The following is a 17,062-nucleotide window of genomic DNA, read 5'->3' as shown; positions in this document are numbered from 1 at the left end:
TATGTTAGATCATATTTTATCGTTATTAATTTTCTTTCCGGCACTCGCAGCTGTATTTGGTTTTATGATACAAAAAGAGAGTATGCGTGCATACGGTGTTGCAGTTTCTGCGATTGAGTTTGCACTGGCATTATGGCTGTGGTATGTGTTTGACGGCAATGTATCCGGAATGCAGTTTATGGAAAGTCTGCCACTTGTTCCTTCTTTTGGAATCAATTATATACTTGGAGTGGATGGTATATCTTTGTTTATTGTTATTCTTGCAGCCTTTTTTACTATGATAGGAATAGCCAGTTTAACAGATACGCCTAATGTAAAATATATGATTATTACATTGTTGTTTTTACAAATGACGATGGTCGGTGTTTTTGTGGCACTTGATGCAATAGTCTTTTACATTTTTTGGGAACTTTCACTTGTGCCTATGCTCTATATTATCGGGGCATGGGGTGGACCGTTGCGAATATATGCTTCAGTAAAATTTTTCCTCTATACTTTCACAGGTTCGCTTGTGATGCTTGTCGGTATGCTTTTTATGGCATATTTTTATTATCAGGCAACAGGTGTTTGGAGTTTCGCTATTTTAGACTGGTACAGACTGATTTTACCAGAGTCATTCCAGCTTTGGTTATTTGCAGCATTTTTTATTGGGTTTGCTATTAAAGTACCAATGTTTCCATTTCATACATGGTTACCGTATGCACACGGACAGGCACCGACTATCGGTTCTGTAATACTTGCAGCAATTTTGTTAAAAATGGGAACATATGCGTTCATTCGATTCTCCTTACCGATGTTTCCGGATGCTTCGGCATTTTTTATGGTTCCGATTGCAATCATCGCAATTATCATGATTGTGTATACTGCAATGGTTGCTTATGCACAAAAAGATGTGAAGCAGGTTGTCGCTTACTCCTCAATCTCACATATGGGTGTCATTATCCTGGGAACATTTGCATTAAATGTTGAAGGTATCTCCGGTTCAATCTTTTTAATGATAGCGCATGGTGTTGTTTCAGGGGCTCTGTTCCTGCTCGTAGGTGTTATTTATGACAGACGCCATACGAAGATGATGAGTGAGTTTGGCGGCTTGGCACAGGTGATGCCAAGATACGCTACTATATTTGGTCTTATGTTAATGGCTTCTGTCGGAATGCCTTTGACAATCAATTTTGTAGGTGAATTTTTATCACTTCTCGGATTTTACCAACAGTCTCACATCTTGACACTTTTAGCCGGAACAGCAATTATTGTCGGTGCCATCTATATGTTGGCAGCATACAAAAAAATGTTTTTTGGTGAGGTAACAAAAGAAGAGAACAAAAATCTTAAAGATGTCAATAAAAGAGAATGGGTTGCCCTTTTGCCACTTGGAATCATTACTATATGGCTGGGTATATATCCTAAGCCTGTGTTGGAACCGATTAACAACAGCGTGAAATCAATTGTACAGTTAATGCACAATAAAGCTACAACAGAATTAGGTAAAGAAAGAATTCCAGATTTAGTGAAACCTAAAGTTGTAATTATAGAAAAAACTATTATAGAGGAGGTTCACTAATGTTAGCGCCGATAAATATTTCAATGGAGTCGTTAAATGTAATGACTCTGGCGCCTATGCTGATACCGGTAGTAGGTGCATTGTTAATCTTAGTGATTGATGTTATCAAGGGTGGGCTTCACAAATCACTCTACGTCGTACTGAGCCTGCTCTTTTTGGCAATGGACTTTTTCTCTTTGCTTGATGCCTCAGAGATTTTTACCCAAAACGGCACAGTGCTGGGTATGTTTGATGTAATGCTGATAGACGGTCTGGCCTTGTTGGCTCAGTTTATTATCGTTATAGCATCAATGCTTTTTATTCCACTGGCTTTGACAAACAAACGCTTTCATGAGTTTTCCTATCCTGAGTTTTTTGCACTCTTTTTATTTATGATTGCAGGTTTCCAGTTTATGGTTGCTACTGATAATCTGATCTTGATATTTGTCGGTTTGGAAACAGCGTCTTTGGCATTGTATACGCTCATAGCTATGCATAACCGTGACAAATCTTTTGAAGCAGCTGTGAAATACTTTACAATGGGTGCTTTGGCCGCAGGTTTCTTCAGTTTCGGTGCCATGGTCTTTTATGCCCTGACCGGTTCTGTAGAGATTAATAAAATTGCGTTGGTTCTTGCTGCAAACGGATATGCTGACATCGGATATGTCCTTGTAGGCGTCTCATTTATGCTGGCGGCTTTTGCCTTTAAATTATCACTTATTCCGTTTCATACATGGGCACCTGATGTGTATGAAGGTTCTTCTGCCCCGATGGCAGGATACATGTCAATTGTACCAAAGATAGCTGCTTTTGTAGTGGCTATGCGATTTTTTGAATTTTTGGTGCACAGTGGTATCATTTGGCTTGACATTGTTTTATATGCCTTTGTCATTATTACGATGACCGTGGCAAATATGTGGGCACTGGTGCAAACGGATGTAAAACGTATGCTGGCATACAGTTCTATCTCTCATGCGGGCTTTGTAATGGCGGCTATATTAATAGGGACGACACAGGCAAACAGTGCACTCTTTTTATACTGGGTTCTGTTTACATTTACCAACCTTGGGTCATTTACAATGTTATGGATATCACGTCAAAAAAGTCTGCCGGAACATCAAATGTCAGACCATTCCTATGACAAGTTTGCAGGTATGATTAAAACCGCACCGGTTCCTGCAATGATTATGGGACTGTTTATGTTGAGTTTGGCAGGAATTCCGCCATTCGCTCTTTTTTGGGGTAAAATCTATCTGATCAGTTCTGCGGTAACAAGCGGTTACACAATCCTTGCGCTTATTATGGCGCTTAACTCAGCAATAGCAGGGTATTATTATTTAAAACTTATAGTATATATGTTTATGAAAGAGCCTGTTGTCGGAGCAAATGGTCATATATATGTTGCCAATGCGACACTGGCCCTCAAAACTATTATCGGTATAGCAGCAGTAGGAACTATATTTGCTTTTGTTGCTATAAATCCGCTTTTAGAGTTTATTACAGCTTTTGTATATAACAGTGGATATTAATAGTCTAAAATCTTAAACAAGGGGGAGAGAGTTTGTTAAAATGGATACTCCTGGCCTTTGTTCTTACAAATTCTTTTGCACTTGAAATTTCCATAGAGAGTGCAAAAGACAATTTCATAAAATACTCCACACTTGATATTCGAAACACTGAACGCTTTACATGTAAAGAGATTAAAAATGATCTTGACACGGTTTTGGAAGTTCAATGTATTTTTTTAAAAAGACCAGTGCGAAAACTCAAGCATATTCAAAATGATTTTTTTAAAGTAAATACAGTTTTTAAAGATGAGAAATTTATTGTTACAATCAAGCCATTTTACAAAATAAAATTGATTCCGGAAATATTTGATCTTACCAAAGACAATGAAGTTTTTGATGCAAATGTGACCTATTCAGACCATTGGAGTGTACTAGGGTACAAAAAAACATTTCCTTTGTTTAAGCAGGAGGAAGCCTCTCCCCTTGCATTAGATTTTCCTTTTTACCTTGACAAAGACAAACTGCCCTATGTAGGAAGTCTCGATCTGCAGGGAAACCCGGTCTATATCAAAAATGTAGAAGATGTGAAAGAGTACTTGAAAGTAAAAAAGTATTACAAACACAAAGAGTATGAATTGTGTCTTGAAAGTATAGATGATATATTGAATGATTATCCAAATACGCTTTTTAAAGCAGAACTGCTCTATTATAAAATTAAAGTGTATGCAAAAATAAAAGACTGGGATAATGTAGTAAGTGTGGCAAAAGAGTTTTTAAGAGAATACTCTTCTGATGAGAATGTTGCAGAGGTCCTTTCCCTGGTAGCAAAAGCATATGCCAAACTCGGCGAAAATTCGAATGCCGACTACTTTTATGACCGATTGTTTACAGAACATCCACAAAGTAAATTTACACAACTCGGATATATATACAAGGGAGAGATGCTTGAAGAGTCAGGTGGCACAAAACAGGCGTTAAAGTATTATAAAAAAGCATTGTATGAGACGAAAGATTTAGAGGTTGCAGCAAATGCCGCATACCATTTAGCCTCTTTGTATCTTTCTTTCAAGCCAAAAGAGGCTTCGAAGTATGCAATGAAAATTATTCAGGCAGATCCTGGCTTTTTTATGGAAGATTTTAAAGCATCACAAAAGATGATGGAGGAGTTTGCAAATCAGGGATACTATAAAGTTGCAGCAGCTATAGCAGATACTTTGCTGCAGGAGATTGATGCCACATATGATGAATATGAAGAGTTGCTCAAGAACAAAGCTTTATGGCTTGCCCAAACAAAAGAGAAGAAAAAGGCTTTGGCCGCTCTAAATGAGTATTTGAAAAAGTTTCCTGATGGAGACTATGTGGATGCTGTTCAGGTTGCCAAAGACGCACTCTTTTTTGAAGTTTCTGATTTAAATGCTACTGCAAAACTGGCAGAATTTGACAAGCTTATTCAAGAGTATCAAAATGACACTATAGGCAAACGCGCACTGTATGAAAAAGCAAAATTACTTTTAGAAGAGGGAAAATACAAAGAGGTGCTCTCTTTAAAAAAATCCCTGGAAGCTTTGGATAAGACAGAGTATAAAGATATCCAAAAAATTATACAGGATGCTGCTATCGGAGAGATGAAACAGTCTCTTCGTAAGAAAAACTGCAAACAGGTTTTAATCATATCGAATGAATACAATATTACGCTTTCGGATAAATGGGATGACGGTATTTATGAATGTGCGATGAAAGGCGGAGATTTCCAGCTTTCAAAAAGTATAGCAGGGAAAAATTTAAAATCCAAAGATTTGGATGAGCGGAAAAAATGGCTTTACCGCTACATCAAAGTTGATTTTGCTACGGGAAATTACAGTGATGTACTGGATGCAGCCAAAGATTTAATCACTTTGATAGAAGATGACAAAAATTCAAAATACAAAGAGGTTTACAGATATCTGTTTGATACATATGAACGATTAGAGCAAAAAGAGAAGATGATTGATGCAATGGCAAAAATCGAAGAACTTTTTGGACTTGATTATAAAGATACAGAGCGTTATGTTGCAATGGTAACACTCGGAAACGAACGACATGATGACAATCTGATAATAAAATATGCAAAAAAAGTAATGCAGATACAAAACAAATCAAACTCCTATGCGCAGAGTCCTTATGTAGAATTTGCACTGTATCAGGCATATATGGATAAAAAAGAGTACAACAGGGCTTTGGAAGTTATAAAATCATTGGATAAACTGGCATTAAGCCCTACATTGCGTGCGCGGCAAAAATATCTTTTGGGCAGTGTACTTGATAAACTATGGAGAGATGATGCAGCGAAAAAAGCATATAAGGAAGCAATAGCCGCTGACCCAAAATCTTCCTGGGCCAAACTGGCAAAAAGTGCCCTGGAACTTTAACCCGGGTTTAAATTAAAGCTCCAGACAGTCACTGATACTGTAGAGGCCGGCTTCTTTGTCAGCAAGCCATTTTCCGGCACGAAGCGCCCCTTTAGAAAAAGTATTTCTTGAGGTGGCGGTATGGTTGAGTTCTATAAATTCTCCGTCATTGTAAAAGCCGACAGTATGGCGTCCTACGATGTCCCCGCCACGCAGAGCCATAACAGCTATTTCATCTTTGCTTCTTTCTCCGATGTTCCCGTCTCTGCCACTGACTCGGACTTTGTCCAGATCCAGTCCTCTTGCGGCTGCTGCTGACTGACTGAGTGTCAATGCAGTACCGCTTGGTGCATCTTTTTTATGTCTGTGATGCATCTCTACAATTTCTATATCAAATCCCTCCAGGGCTGCTGAAGCCTGATAAACAAGTTTGTTCAGAAGTGCTACACCCAGCGACATATTTGTGGCATACAGCACTGGCATACGCTCACTTGCTTCTTTTAAAAGATTGAGTTGATGTGTATTGAGTCCTGTTGTTCCGATGACTAACGGTTTGGGAGTTTTCATCGCCTCCTCCAAAAGTATTTCACAGGCATCCGGGAGTGAGAAATCTATAATTATATCTGCTGCATGCAGAAATGCCTGCATATCGGAGGTAACCAAAACTGAGGGGTCTATTGAAAAATCAAGTGAGTTTCTTACAAAAACCGTACTTAAACTCATTGCATCTGTTGTTTTTAAATCTTCTATTAAAAGTCTGCCAACTCTACCGCTCGCACCGAATACGCCTACTTTTATCATAATATATCCTCATTTTTTTTCTTATAATAGCAAAATATTACTCAAATACTACTTTCTTTTTCATATACTCACGGTAATATTTTTGCGCTTTGAGTATATTGAGCAGGAGCAAAAGAGATGAAAACAAAAAGAGTGTTGCCGAGGGTATGATAAAAGCAGGTGACAAAACTGTGCATAAAAAAAAGAAATATGCGAGATAGTACAGATTTATCTGCATGTTCATCTTTTTCTTTGGAATGACATCACCCATTTCTGCATCAAAAACCATATTTGAACTTAAATGAAACCAGGTCAAAAAAGGGATGATTTTATAAAGCATCGCATTGATTAAGGCATATACAGCGCCAAAAAGAGCAAAAAAACCAATAGCAAAAGAGAGGTTTACATGTAAAATATCTGCACCTGTAAAAAGAAGAGACGCAAGAATGGCATTGCCCATGGCAAAATACCAAAGCTGGATGCTGGCATCTTTTCTTGCCCGTTTTCTTTTTCGTAAAATCAGTATACTCAAAAGAGCAAAGAGGATGACTGATGCGCAAAGCAGGAACTGTGTCAGAGTGAGAAGCAGGGTTTTTTCTTGAAGCTGTGCATAGGCAAATAAAAAAAGAAGTACAAGTTGCACAGGATAGAGTCTTTTTTGTACAAATATCGGAAATTCTTTCGCAACAAAAAACATAGGAATAATTTTATATGATACGGAGACTATAAGCAAAAAGACCCAGCCAAAAAGCATAAAAGCAATATGCGTATTTCCATAACGCAGTGTATCAACAAATCCAAAATGTCCAAGCAGTGCCAAAGCTCCAAACAGAGCTGCTGCAAAAAGAGCTATAAAAGAAGCTGCAAAATTCTGTACCAGGGTGTTTTTTTCCTGAGAGAGTAAAATTGTTTTAAAAGAGAGTATTGCAAAATAGAAAAATGTTCCTGTCAGGAGTATTGCTGCAAAATACAACAAGAGAGCTGTGTTGGTAAGAAATCCGACAACAAAACTCAGCACCCCGGCATTTAAGGCTATGTGAATGATTGTTGCGTTTTTTACTACATTGGTATAGGGTGTGCCAAGCATGACAGGCAACATTTGAAAGAGTGAGCCGAACATGACATGCGTGATAAAACCCAGAGTCAGCAGATGGGTTAAGGCGATGACTTCATAATCAAATCGTGAACTTACAGAAAATCCGTAGACTATAATGGCTGCTGAAAGAAGTATAAGATAAAAGGCGCCACTGAGATAAAATTTTATGGGAACAGCATAAGGGGGTGCCTGTTCCAGACTCAGACCCTGAAACATTATTTATAGATCCTCATTTCAAATTCATTTGCATCCTCTTTTGTGATTTCATACTTTAAACCCAAAGCTAAGATATTTTGAAAAAGCATTTGAGGGTTCATTCGATGTCTAAATATCAGCACTTCATCATCCTGTAAAATATTTAGAGCATTGATGGCTTCTACCAGAGGGTAAGGAGCCTCAAGCTCACTGACATCGAGAATAATCTCTTTGTTAGTTTCCATAGTTTTGTAGTTTTTGAACGATTTCTTGGGCATCTTCTGCCAGAGCACTGTTCATCATGGTATAGAGCATCTGCTCTTCTTTGAGGTTGTGCTGTTGCAGGAGAATATTCATGGATTCTCCAAGAGAAAAAGCTCTTTCTTTGTCTTTTGTACTATAGGCTTCATCCATTTTTTCAAAGAGTGATTTTGCCTGTGCATGCTCCATTCGCATAACATTTGTCGGTCCCATACTTCCCATCCCTGATTTTTCTTCAAGCATAGGAAAAAGATACTCCTCTTCCATTGTAAAATGCAGGAGAGTTTCATTTTTAAAGGCTGCATATTTGCAAAGAGCTTCGTCAAATTCTCCGCTTTCAAGAAAATCTTCTGCCTGTGTCAAAAGATGGTCACACTCTCTGTGTTTACTTGTCATAAAGTCTTTTATAGTCATATCGGCACTCCTAGTTTAGTAATTCATCGACATATGAGATGGCAGAAAGCGCAGCAACAGCGCCGTCTCCGGCTGCTGAAACAACCTGTTTTGGTGCTTCTATCCGTATGTCACCTGCAGCGAACAGTCCAGGAACAGAAGTCTTCATGCTTAAGGTTACAATAACCTGTCCCTGTTCATTCACATCACACAGATAAGTGCCGTCTTCTTGAATGAGTGTCTGATTGTTGACATCGTTCCCTACAAATACAAAAACACCAGGAACCTGTATATCTTTTATATTTCCATCTTTGTCTTTGACTTTCAATCCGTTTACTCCGCTTGCATCGCCATAAACTTCATCAGGCACAGAGTTGAGTACAAGCTCTATTTTTTCATTTTCTTTGACTCTTTTTACCGTATTTGGTGCTGCACGAAAGCTGTCACGTCTGTGAACAAGATAAACTTTTGTACATATTTTTGCAAGGTATAAGGCTTCTTCTAGAGCAGTGTCCCCTCCGCCTATCACTGCCACTTCTTTTCCTTTATAAAAAAATCCGTCACAGGTTGCACAGGTACTGACCCCTTTGCCAAAAAACTCCTCTTCTCCCTTAAAACCTGCACGGCGCGGAGAGGAACCGGTACAGACAATTACACTGTGTGCCTGAATGCTTGTTCCGTCTGATTTGAGTACATGAAAGAGGTTGCCATCTTTTGTTATACGGTTTACTTCTGCCATATCATGTTTGAGTCCGAACTTTTGACACTGCTGTGGCCATGGCATCATCAAATCCATTCCGGTTATCTCACCTGTTACACCCGGATAGTTTTCTATTTCGGAACTCTGTGTTATCTGCCCGCCCGGCATACCTTTTTCAAACATTGTTACATTTTCAAGTCCGCCGCGTGTAGTGTATAATCCTGCAGTAAGACCAGCCGGTCCTCCGCCTATAATTGCACAGTCTAAAGTCATGATTTTATCTCCTCTAATTGGTCTAAATTGTCAAGCTTCCGTATCATACTATTTTGCTTATAAAGGGAATCTTTTATTCTCTTTATGAAAAAAATAGATGGTGAGTTGTAGATATTGAAGCGCTGTATGAATTTTAAAGATGTATTGGTTCCGCTTCTTAAAAAAGTAGTTGTTTTTGTGTTTGTTCGGACCCTGTTGTAGTAGTCAATGGCAAGTATAGGCAAATTTAAATCCAAATTTGCAAGTCTGTTCATTGTGTTTTTTTCTCTTGAAGAATAGAAAATGACTATATACTCTTCACTTACAGGCGTGAAAACATCATTTTTTTCATAATAAACGAACTCTTTAAAATTAATAAACTTATACTCTGAAAATTTGTAGTTGAAGTAGGCAAAAGCGCCTGCTATCATTGCAGCACCAAAGAAAGATGCCAGAAGTGTGGAAAGAGAAAAGAGGCTTTTGCCTCCCTTTCCGGCCACTTTTGAAGTCCCTGTGATTACGCTAAAAGAGCGTCAAGCTTTTCTGCAAGAGCCTGTTTGGACTGTGCGCCTACGATTTGGTCTACCATTTCACCGTTTTTGAAAAACATAATAGTAGGGATTGAGCGAATACCGAATTTTACAGCGATATCCTGCTCTTCATCAGTATTGACTTTACAGATTTTAGCTTTTCCGTCATAATCTTCTGCCAATTCTTCAATAACAGGAGCAATCATACGACACGGCCCACACCATGGCGCCCAAAAGTCTACCAGAGATACACCCTCCGCAAGAGTTGCTTCAAAATTTGCACCAGTTAGTTCTATATATTTACCCATTAGTAAATCCTTTTTATTTTGTTTGTTATAAAAGTATTATACAAGTGCTATCATTAATCCAAACTTTAAATTTAGTTATAGCAATAATTTGTATAATTAGCCGTAATTGATTACATGTAAAGGAAAAAGTTTTGAAGTTAGAAATTACAGCGGGAAAAATTGATGTACGGCCTCCTGTGGCAAAGCCTCATCCGGGTTTTTTTGATGAAGTGGGAGAAGAAAGGTTTAGAAAACTGGTGTTTGAGCATTATGAATCCATCAAGAGCAGTGATATTGCTTTTTTATTTCCTGTATTTGATGATGATGATTTTGCAGAGGCACAAAAACATGCAGCAGATTTTTTGATAGAAATTTCAGGCGGTCCTGATTATTTTACACAAAGCAGGGGAGAACATCAAATGGTTGGGCGTCATGCGCCCTTCCGCATAGATGAAAATGCGAGAAAAGTCTGGCTGGAACTTTACATTCCGCTTTTGAGTGCGCTTGCAGAAGAAGGTGTTTCTCCCAAGTATATAGAGTCTTTTTGGAACTATCTGGATCTTTTTTCTATGTGGGTGGTAAATACGAAGAGTTAAAAAGTTAAAAACTTTCGCTCTCTGTTTATAAAGTAAGCACACTCCAAGTAGCCGATATCTTTGGCAAGCTGTGTGACTTCTTTGTCAAACATAGCTACCTGCTCCGGTTTATGGGCGTCAGAGCTGAAGGTAACAGGAATACCCAGTTTGAAGGCTTCTTCTAAAAGTTCTCTTGAAGGATATGCTTCTTTGATGGGTTTTCTGTAGCCGGCCGCATTGATTTCCAAGACCATGTCGGCATCTTTTATGGCATGCAAAGCATTTTTTGCTATCTCTTTGATGTCTTGCGTCGGCATAAATTTAAATACTTTTATAAGGTCCAGATGTCCGACAATGTCAAATAGTCTGCTGTTGGCCATAGCCTCGATGGCATTGAAGTATTTCTGCCATATTACATTGATATCTTCATTTTTGTATTCTGCTATAAACTCCGGATTGTCAAAACCCCACTCGTCTATAAAATGCACAGACCCAATCAGATAGTCAACATCGGCATTGAGTACTCTTTCGTCCATATGCCCCTCAAGGTAGTCAACTTCATAGCCAAGTAAAACAGTGATGGTGTCAGCATATTTTTTCTTTGCATCCAAAATCTCTTTTTCATATGTTTGCATCTCTGAAAAAGACATTCTGTATTTTGGATCAAAGTCCATAGGCGCATGGTCGGAAAAACCAAATATTTTTGTATTGTTATTGATAGCAGCATTGATATATTCGTCTATTGTGCCCTGGGCATGGTTACACAGTGGTGTATGGTTATGGAGGTCTACTTTCATATTTGTTCTCGTATTATATAATTTATGCTATTATAGTGTGAATTAATAAATTATTCAATTATGGAGACTGTTTATGACGCAAGAAGAACTGGATGCCTTAATGAGCGGTGGTGTGGATATGGATGATATGTCTGAAGAGGATGAGCATACCCAAGAGGATGAAAATTCGCAGGACAGGGAAGATGAACCTTCCAAAGACCCGATAACAGCAGGCATTGAAGCAGCCGAACTTCCTCTTCCTGCGACAAATGAAAACAAAATGGTGCATCAGCTTGACGATGTTACCAAAGAGAGTGAAGAAAAAGCGAGTGAGATTTTTGATATTATCGAGAATATCAGCAGTAATTTGATGGAGAAAGAGGAAAGTCTCAATAGAGTGAGTGAAATTCTTCATTCAAATATAGAATTGTTTACAAAATTATCTGAAAAATTTCCTGATGTAGAAACTTTTCAAACACAGTTGGAAAAAAATGAAACAGCTTTAAATGAAATCAATGGTGTTGTTGAGGTTTTACAGGAGAGTGGAGATTCCATCATGAGTGTTATGGATATCATGCAGTATCAGGATATTCACAGACAGAAAATCGAAAGGGTTATAAATGTAATGCGTGCATTGTCAAAGTATATGAATACACTTTTTGAGGGGAAAATTGATGATGAGAAACGTGTCTCTTCCGCAACGCACATAGCCGGGGATACGCACAATGAGCTGGCTTCTACAGATGATATAGAAGCGCTTTTAGAACAGTTTGGAAAACAATGAATAAGAAAAAAGTAGAATTGCTGTCTCCTGCGGGAACTCTGGAAAAACTAAAAATTGCACTTGATTTTGGCGCAGATGCTGTTTATGGCGGAGTCAGTCATTTCTCACTGCGTATTCGCTCAGGAAAAGAGTTTAGCTTTGAAGATTTTGAAGAGGGTATAAAATATGCTCATGAACGCGGAAAAAAAGTCTATGCAACGATAAACGGATTTCCGTTTAATTCCCAGCTTAACTTACTGAAAAAACATATTGTAAAAATGGGTGAGCTTGGGCCTGATGCTTTCATCGTGGCAACACCGGGCGTGTTGAAACTGTGCCATGATTTGGTACCGGATATGCCTCTGCATCTCTCAACACAGGCAAATGTCATGAATGTACTTGATGCACAGATTTACCATGAAATGGGTGCGACACGCATTATTACTGCACGAGAAATTTCTTTGCGTGATTTAAAAGAGATTAAAGCGGCTTTACCTGATTTGGAACTTGAAGTTTTTGTGCATGGTTCTATGTGCTTTGCCTACAGCGGACGCTGCCTGATTTCGACACTGCAAAGCGGGCGTGTTCCCAACCGTGGCAGTTGTGCTAACGATTGTAGGTTTCCTTATGAAATTTATGCAGCAAATCCTGAAACAGGTACACTTTTTAAGCTTGAAGAAGAGGCGGGTATCGGTACCTATATTATGAACTCAAAAGATTTGAATCTGGCTTCGCATATAAAAGAGATTTTAGACAGTGGTGCTGTGGATTCCATTAAAATTGAAGGGCGTACAAAAACTGCCTATTATGCGGCCACTACAGCAAAAGCATACAGAATGGCAATAGATGACTACTATGCCGGAAAGATGGACACTGCACGCTATCAGTATGAACTGCACTCTTTGCAAAATCGCGGATACACAGATGCCTATCTTGTATCACGGCCGTTTGAAAAACATGACACACAGAGTCTGGACTTTACGATGCAGCTTGGCACGCATCAGGTCAGTGGTGTTGTCACTGCCGATGGCACACATTTTTTATGTAAATATAAAACATTTCCAGGGGATGAGATGGAAGTTGTTTTTCCTTTGGGCAGTGAAGTGCAAAAGGTTGATAACGATATAGGCTCGACATATGAAAGAGACGGAAAAATTTTTGTGAAACTCAAACAGCTCAAAGCACAAAACGGAAAAATCTGGGAAGAGATTCACAGTGGCAATGTCAACCCGATAGAGTTGCCGACAAAATTTCCACCCTATACATTCTTTAGAATACCGGCGAGTGCTGATATGAATACAGCTCCAAAAAAGTAAATTTAAAAATTAACAAGAAGGGTAAACGAATATGAAATTTGTATCTATAGTAATAGGCTCAAAAAGTGATTATGAGGTAATGCGGTCGTGTTCTGACACATTTGAAGCATTTGGCGTGAGCTATGAGATGGTTATCTCATCAGCGCATCGTTCCCCTGAGCGTACAAAAGAGTACATAGAAGAGGCTGAGAAAAAAGGGGCTCAGGTTTTTATAGCCGCAGCAGGAATGGCCGCGCATCTTGCAGGAGTTTTGAGCTCAAAAACAATCAAACCCATTATAGGTGTACCGATGTCAGCATCTGCACTCGCAGGCATAGATGCACTGCTCTCAACTGTTCAAATGCCTGCCGGAATGCCTGTTGCTACTGTTGCTATAGGCAAAGCAGGAGCGATAAACTCTGCGTATCTTGCTATGCAGATACTCGCACTAGACAATGAAGAACTCAGTATAAAACTAAAAGAAGATCGTATTGCAAAAGCAAAAAAAGTAGAGATGGATTCTTTAGAGATAGAGACTATTATAAAATAGCTACAGCAAAAGAGAGGTTTGGCAATGAAGTGGATGAGCGATGAGGAATATAGTCAACTGACGGGATTGGATATAACTTCTATTGAAGATTTGATTGAGAGGGGTAAATTAAGTGTAAAAATTGAAGACGGCATTCGTTACATTGATCCGTCAAAAGGTGCGACAGAAGCCGTTGTGCCTGCCAAACTTAAGGAACTTGCGAAAAAAAACACCCATGAAATGCTTGTCCAGCCTGAGTTCGTTGAAAAAACCATCGGAACTATCATTAATCTGCATGAAAAAGTTTTGGATGCAAAAGATGAAACACTCGAAGCTGTACGGGTGGAAAATGAGTTTTTACGCGAAGCATTGGCTTCTTTGCAGGAACTGTATGATGAAGACAGAAAAACCATTCATACTCTGCAAGAACAGCTCAAACTTTCACAGCAGGAAGTTGAATTTATGCGCCGCAAATATAAACTTATGTGGAACAAGGCTATTGATGAACATACTGGAAAAGCATGACCATAGATAATGAATGTGTCGGATGTATCATTAACCAAAGTGTGAAAGTCGCTGATGCAATTGGTGCAGATGAAACTTTAAAAAACAGACTCAGAACAACTGTGGAAAGCATGAGTAAAGATTTTTCTTTTTCAAAAACGCCTCCGGAAATTGCTGCAGATGTGTATGAAAAAATGTCAGAGATTGCAGAGAAAGAAGATTTATATGCAGAGGTCAAAGAACTCTCAACAAAAAAAGCCCTTTCCTTTATTCCGTTTTTAAAAGAAAAACTCTTTACATGTAATGACAAACTTTTGACAGCCACAAAAATTGCCGTAGCAGGCAATGTGATAGATTTGGCTGCTCAGGTAGAATTTGATTTACAGGAAGAACTTGAGAAAATTTTTCATACAGAATTTTCTCATAATGATTTTGAAGCATTTGCAAAAGTATTGCAAACTGCACAAAACATTGTTGTTCTTGGTGATAATGTCGGAGAACATATTTTTGACTCTTTGTTTATAGAGACTTTACAGGAACTCTATCCGAAACTCACATGTACCTATATGGTACGGGGTAATCCTATAATCAATGACGTTACATGTAAAGAGGCAAAAGAAGCGGGTTTTGACAAACTTTGCAATTTGGTTGACAGTGGTGTTAATACGCCGGGATTTGTATATAACCGTGCAACAAAAGAGGCGCAAAAGCTTTTTGATGAGGCAGATTTGATAATCAGCAAAGGCATGGGAAATTATGAATGTCTCAGTCCGAGTCACAGAAAAAACATCTGTTTTTTACTCAAGGTAAAATGCAATGTTGTTGCCAACTCATTGGGCAAAGAAATCGGTGATATAATTTGTAAACTTGCATAAGGGATCAAAATGTTAAAAAAAGTTTTCGTAGGAATATCTGTTATCAGCGTAATGCTCTTTGCAAAAATAGAGTATTCCATAAGTGCAGTTGGTATGAGTATGGATTATAATGAGTACAAAGACGGAAAACTTTTAGACAGTGAATCTTCCCGACTCAGTGATTTAACAGGTGTTGAGCTTACATACAATTATATAATGAAAGAAAATGATATATTAGATTTTAACAATATTGTACTAAGTATTATGGCATTGGATGGAGATACAAAATACTTAGGATCGTATATCGGATCAAATCTTGGTTATGGTAACTTAGTGAGCACTACATCCAATAAAATTTATGATATAGATTTGGATTTTATACATACATTTCACCAAACTGTTAATTACAAATTGATGATATCTTTAGGAGTTGGATATAGATTTTGGCGAAGAGAACTCTCGGTGCAGCAGGTGGAAGATTATAAATGGTACTCTTTGCGCCCCAGTATTGCATTGTCCTATAATTATAAAAATCTGAATATAACTCCGAGATTTGAGTATCAGTATGGCATAAGACCAAGAATGAAAGCTAGTGATTTTAATCAAGAGTTTGTACTCGGTTCGGCAAATATTATGCAGTTGAGTATACCGATAAAATACACATTTAACAAAAGCCTGTCTATTTATACTGCTTATACATACCAGTATCAAAAAATCAGAGAATCTGAAATTGTTTATGACAGCAGCGGTACAGGGTATTTGGAACCGGAAAGTAAAGCATATAACGAATACATTAAATTTGGAATAATTTTTAAATACTAAAAAAGTCTCTTTAGTTATAATATCAAAAACAAATTGAAGGCAAAAAATGGTTACTTTTAGCGAAATGTTACTCAAACTACAAGAATTTTGGATGAAGCAGGGGTGTAATATTGTACAGCCTTATGACATTCCTGCAGGAGCGGGAACTTTTCACCCGGCTACATTTTTACGTTCACTTGACTCTACCCCTTGGGCAACGGCGTATGTCGCTCCCTCTCGCCGTCCGACAGATGGCAGATACGGAGAAAATCCAAATCGTCTTGGTTCCTACTACCAGTTTCAGGCACTCATCAAACCCTCACCGGACAATATCCAAGAACTTTACCTGCAATCTTTGGAATATTTGGGACTTTATGTCGCAAAACATGACATTCGTTTTATAGAAGACAACTGGGAGTCCCCGACACTCGGTGCATGGGGGCTTGGCTGGGAAGTATGGCTTAACGGTATGGAAGTGACACAGTTTACTTACTTTCAACAGGTCGGCGGGATAGAGTGTGACCCTGTGGCCGTTGAAATTACCTATGGAACGGAGCGTCTTGCGATGTATTTGCAAGGTGTGGATACTGTTTTTGATATTGTATGGAACATTGCGCCTGACGGCAGTAAAACACTTTATAAAGATGTGCATAAAGAGAGTGAGATAGAGTTTTCAAAATACAACTTTGAAGTAGCCGATACAGCAATGCTTTTTGCCGATTTTAACGCCAAAAGTGAAGAGTGTTTACGAACGCTTGAAGCCGGATTGCCTTTGCCTGCCTATGACTTATGTATGATGGCATCAAATACATTTAATGTTTTAGACGCCAGAAAAGCAATTTCACAGACTGAGAGACAAAATTATATTTTAAAAATTCGTGAACTTTCAAAAGGGTGTGCAGAACTCTATAAAGAACAGGAAGAAGAACGCAACAAAAGAGTGAATTATTAAAAAAATTTAATTTTTGTGATAGAAATGTGTCATTAAGTTACACTGGAGAAGATATATGAATTTAAAAAAAAGTTCTATTGAATT

General features: G+C 38.3%; 19 protein-coding genes. 11 read left to right on the top strand and 8 right to left on the bottom strand.

Annotated features, from left to right (window positions below; genetic code table 11):
- The first annotated feature begins 1 nt into the window (after position 1).
- Genes FJR45_RS10420 through FJR45_RS10410 form a run of 3 tightly spaced genes read left to right on the top strand, consistent with a single transcriptional unit; the run spans position 2 to position 5,456 of the window.
- Positions 2-1,561 carry an NADH-quinone oxidoreductase subunit M gene (locus FJR45_RS10420; RefSeq protein ID WP_193150468.1) on the top strand — a complete coding sequence of 520 codons (1,560 nt, stop codon included), beginning with the start codon at positions 2-4 and terminating at the stop codon, positions 1,559-1,561.
- On the top strand, positions 1,561-3,069 hold the full coding sequence (nuoN, locus tag FJR45_RS10415; protein WP_193150467.1) for an NADH-quinone oxidoreductase subunit NuoN: 1,509 nt from the start codon (positions 1,561-1,563) through the stop codon (positions 3,067-3,069). Before FJR45_RS10420 ends, nuoN begins: the two co-directional genes overlap by 1 nt.
- 32 nt (positions 3,070-3,101) lie before the next feature.
- Positions 3,102-5,456 carry a tetratricopeptide repeat protein gene (locus FJR45_RS10410; RefSeq protein WP_193150466.1) on the top strand — a complete coding sequence of 785 codons (2,355 nt, stop codon included), beginning with the start codon at positions 3,102-3,104 and terminating at the stop codon, positions 5,454-5,456.
- 12 nt (positions 5,457-5,468) lie between these two features.
- Here FJR45_RS10410 and dapB read toward each other — a convergent pair whose 3' ends face one another.
- From dapB to trxA, 7 genes are read right to left on the bottom strand one after another with little or no spacing between them, the layout of a single operon-like run.
- Positions 5,469-6,236 (bottom strand): 4-hydroxy-tetrahydrodipicolinate reductase, encoded by a 768-nt coding sequence (dapB, locus tag FJR45_RS10405; protein WP_193150465.1) that lies wholly within the window; start codon positions 6,234-6,236, stop codon positions 5,469-5,471.
- Positions 6,237-6,273: 37 nt separating this feature from the next.
- Entirely contained in the window at positions 6,274-7,527 is a 1,254-nt protein-coding gene (locus tag FJR45_RS10400) for a hypothetical protein (protein ID WP_193150464.1), read from the bottom strand.
- Positions 7,527-7,751, bottom strand: coding sequence for a DUF2249 domain-containing protein (locus tag FJR45_RS10395; protein ID WP_193150463.1), 225 nt, complete (start codon positions 7,749-7,751; stop codon positions 7,527-7,529). Before FJR45_RS10395 ends, FJR45_RS10400 begins: the two co-directional genes overlap by 1 nt.
- On the bottom strand, positions 7,741-8,181 hold the full coding sequence (locus FJR45_RS10390; RefSeq protein WP_193150462.1) for a hemerythrin domain-containing protein: 441 nt from the start codon (positions 8,179-8,181) through the stop codon (positions 7,741-7,743). Before FJR45_RS10390 ends, FJR45_RS10395 begins: the two co-directional genes overlap by 11 nt.
- A gap of 10 nt (positions 8,182-8,191) precedes the next feature.
- Positions 8,192-9,133: a thioredoxin-disulfide reductase gene (gene trxB, locus FJR45_RS10385; RefSeq protein ID WP_193150461.1), complete on the bottom strand. Its 942-nt coding sequence runs from the start codon at positions 9,131-9,133 to the stop codon at positions 8,192-8,194.
- Positions 9,130-9,612, bottom strand: a complete 483-nt coding sequence (locus FJR45_RS10380) for a hypothetical protein (RefSeq protein WP_193150460.1) — start codon at positions 9,610-9,612, stop codon at positions 9,130-9,132. Before FJR45_RS10380 ends, trxB begins: the two co-directional genes overlap by 4 nt.
- 17 nt (positions 9,613-9,629) lie before the next feature.
- Entirely contained in the window at positions 9,630-9,950 is a 321-nt protein-coding gene (gene trxA, locus FJR45_RS10375; RefSeq protein ID WP_151899573.1) for a thioredoxin, read from the bottom strand.
- A 131-nt stretch (positions 9,951-10,081) separates the two neighbouring features.
- On the opposite strand from trxA, the gene FJR45_RS10370 reads away from it, so the two are divergent.
- Positions 10,082-10,525, top strand: a complete 444-nt coding sequence (locus tag FJR45_RS10370) for a globin domain-containing protein (protein ID WP_193150459.1) — start codon at positions 10,082-10,084, stop codon at positions 10,523-10,525.
- Here FJR45_RS10370 and FJR45_RS10365 read toward each other — a convergent pair.
- Positions 10,522-11,301 (bottom strand): histidinol-phosphatase, encoded by a 780-nt coding sequence (locus FJR45_RS10365; protein WP_193150458.1) that lies wholly within the window; start codon positions 11,299-11,301, stop codon positions 10,522-10,524. The genes FJR45_RS10370 and FJR45_RS10365 overlap by 4 nt on opposite strands.
- Before the next feature lie 73 nt (positions 11,302-11,374).
- On the opposite strand from FJR45_RS10365, the gene FJR45_RS10360 reads away from it, so the two are divergent.
- The 7 genes from FJR45_RS10360 to glyQ are packed head-to-tail and all read left to right on the top strand — an operon-like array spanning position 11,375 to position 16,978.
- Positions 11,375-12,064 carry a chemotaxis protein gene (locus tag FJR45_RS10360; RefSeq protein ID WP_193150457.1) on the top strand — a complete coding sequence of 230 codons (690 nt, stop codon included), beginning with the start codon at positions 11,375-11,377 and terminating at the stop codon, positions 12,062-12,064.
- Positions 12,061-13,359 (top strand): peptidase U32 family protein, encoded by a 1,299-nt coding sequence (locus FJR45_RS10355; RefSeq protein ID WP_193150456.1) that lies wholly within the window; start codon positions 12,061-12,063, stop codon positions 13,357-13,359. Before FJR45_RS10360 ends, FJR45_RS10355 begins: the two co-directional genes overlap by 4 nt.
- Before the next feature lie 31 nt (positions 13,360-13,390).
- Positions 13,391-13,888 carry a 5-(carboxyamino)imidazole ribonucleotide mutase gene (gene purE / locus FJR45_RS10350; protein WP_193150455.1) on the top strand — a complete coding sequence of 166 codons (498 nt, stop codon included), beginning with the start codon at positions 13,391-13,393 and terminating at the stop codon, positions 13,886-13,888.
- Positions 13,889-13,912: 24 nt separating this feature from the next.
- Positions 13,913-14,392 carry a DUF3972 domain-containing protein gene (locus FJR45_RS10345; protein WP_151899579.1) on the top strand — a complete coding sequence of 160 codons (480 nt, stop codon included), beginning with the start codon at positions 13,913-13,915 and terminating at the stop codon, positions 14,390-14,392.
- Entirely contained in the window at positions 14,389-15,246 is an 858-nt protein-coding gene (locus FJR45_RS10340; protein WP_193150454.1) for a damage-control phosphatase ARMT1 family protein, read from the top strand. Before FJR45_RS10345 ends, FJR45_RS10340 begins: the two co-directional genes overlap by 4 nt.
- Positions 15,247-15,255: 9 nt before the next feature.
- Positions 15,256-16,047: a hypothetical protein gene (locus FJR45_RS10335; RefSeq protein WP_193150453.1), complete on the top strand. Its 792-nt coding sequence runs from the start codon at positions 15,256-15,258 to the stop codon at positions 16,045-16,047.
- 46 nt (positions 16,048-16,093) lie between these two features.
- The gene (gene glyQ, locus FJR45_RS10330; protein ID WP_193150452.1) at positions 16,094-16,978 is read left to right on the top strand and encodes a glycine--tRNA ligase subunit alpha; all 885 of its coding nucleotides are present in this window, start codon (positions 16,094-16,096) and stop codon (positions 16,976-16,978) included.
- The last annotated feature ends 84 nt before the right edge of the window (positions 16,979-17,062 follow it).

The organism is Sulfurimonas sediminis (genome assembly GCF_014905115.1).
Lineage (GTDB): Bacteria > Campylobacterota > Campylobacteria > Campylobacterales > Sulfurimonadaceae > Sulfurimonas > Sulfurimonas sediminis.
This window is presented reverse-complemented; position numbering and strand designations above follow the sequence as displayed.

Excerpts from the sequence above, each read along its gene's own strand:
- FJR45_RS10390 (WP_193150462.1), bottom strand. The coding sequence starts at position 8,181 with ATGACTATAAAAGACTTTATGACAAGTAAACACAGAGAGTGTGACCAT.
- FJR45_RS10340 (WP_193150454.1), top strand. The coding sequence starts at position 14,389 with ATGACCATAGATAATGAATGTGTCGGATGTATCATTAACCAAAGTGTG.
- trxB (WP_193150461.1), bottom strand. The coding sequence starts at position 9,133 with ATGACTTTAGACTGTGCAATTATAGGCGGAGGACCGGCTGGTCTTACT.
- purE (WP_193150455.1), top strand. The coding sequence starts at position 13,391 with ATGAAATTTGTATCTATAGTAATAGGCTCAAAAAGTGATTATGAGGTA.
- FJR45_RS10395 (WP_193150463.1), bottom strand. The coding sequence starts at position 7,751 with ATGGAAACTAACAAAGAGATTATTCTCGATGTCAGTGAGCTTGAGGCT.
- FJR45_RS10345 (WP_151899579.1), top strand. The coding sequence starts at position 13,913 with ATGAAGTGGATGAGCGATGAGGAATATAGTCAACTGACGGGATTGGAT.
- FJR45_RS10365 (WP_193150458.1), bottom strand. The coding sequence starts at position 11,301 with ATGAAAGTAGACCTCCATAACCATACACCACTGTGTAACCATGCCCAG.
- nuoN (WP_193150467.1), top strand. The coding sequence starts at position 1,561 with ATGTTAGCGCCGATAAATATTTCAATGGAGTCGTTAAATGTAATGACT.
- FJR45_RS10335 (WP_193150453.1), top strand. The coding sequence starts at position 15,256 with ATGTTAAAAAAAGTTTTCGTAGGAATATCTGTTATCAGCGTAATGCTC.
- dapB (WP_193150465.1), bottom strand. The coding sequence starts at position 6,236 with ATGATAAAAGTAGGCGTATTCGGTGCGAGCGGTAGAGTTGGCAGACTT.
- FJR45_RS10360 (WP_193150457.1), top strand. The coding sequence starts at position 11,375 with ATGACGCAAGAAGAACTGGATGCCTTAATGAGCGGTGGTGTGGATATG.
- FJR45_RS10355 (WP_193150456.1), top strand. The coding sequence starts at position 12,061 with ATGAATAAGAAAAAAGTAGAATTGCTGTCTCCTGCGGGAACTCTGGAA.
- FJR45_RS10400 (WP_193150464.1), bottom strand. The coding sequence starts at position 7,527 with ATGTTTCAGGGTCTGAGTCTGGAACAGGCACCCCCTTATGCTGTTCCC.
- glyQ (WP_193150452.1), top strand. The coding sequence starts at position 16,094 with ATGGTTACTTTTAGCGAAATGTTACTCAAACTACAAGAATTTTGGATG.
- trxA (WP_151899573.1), bottom strand. The coding sequence starts at position 9,950 with ATGGGTAAATATATAGAACTAACTGGTGCAAATTTTGAAGCAACTCTT.
- FJR45_RS10420 (WP_193150468.1), top strand. The coding sequence starts at position 2 with ATGTTAGATCATATTTTATCGTTATTAATTTTCTTTCCGGCACTCGCA.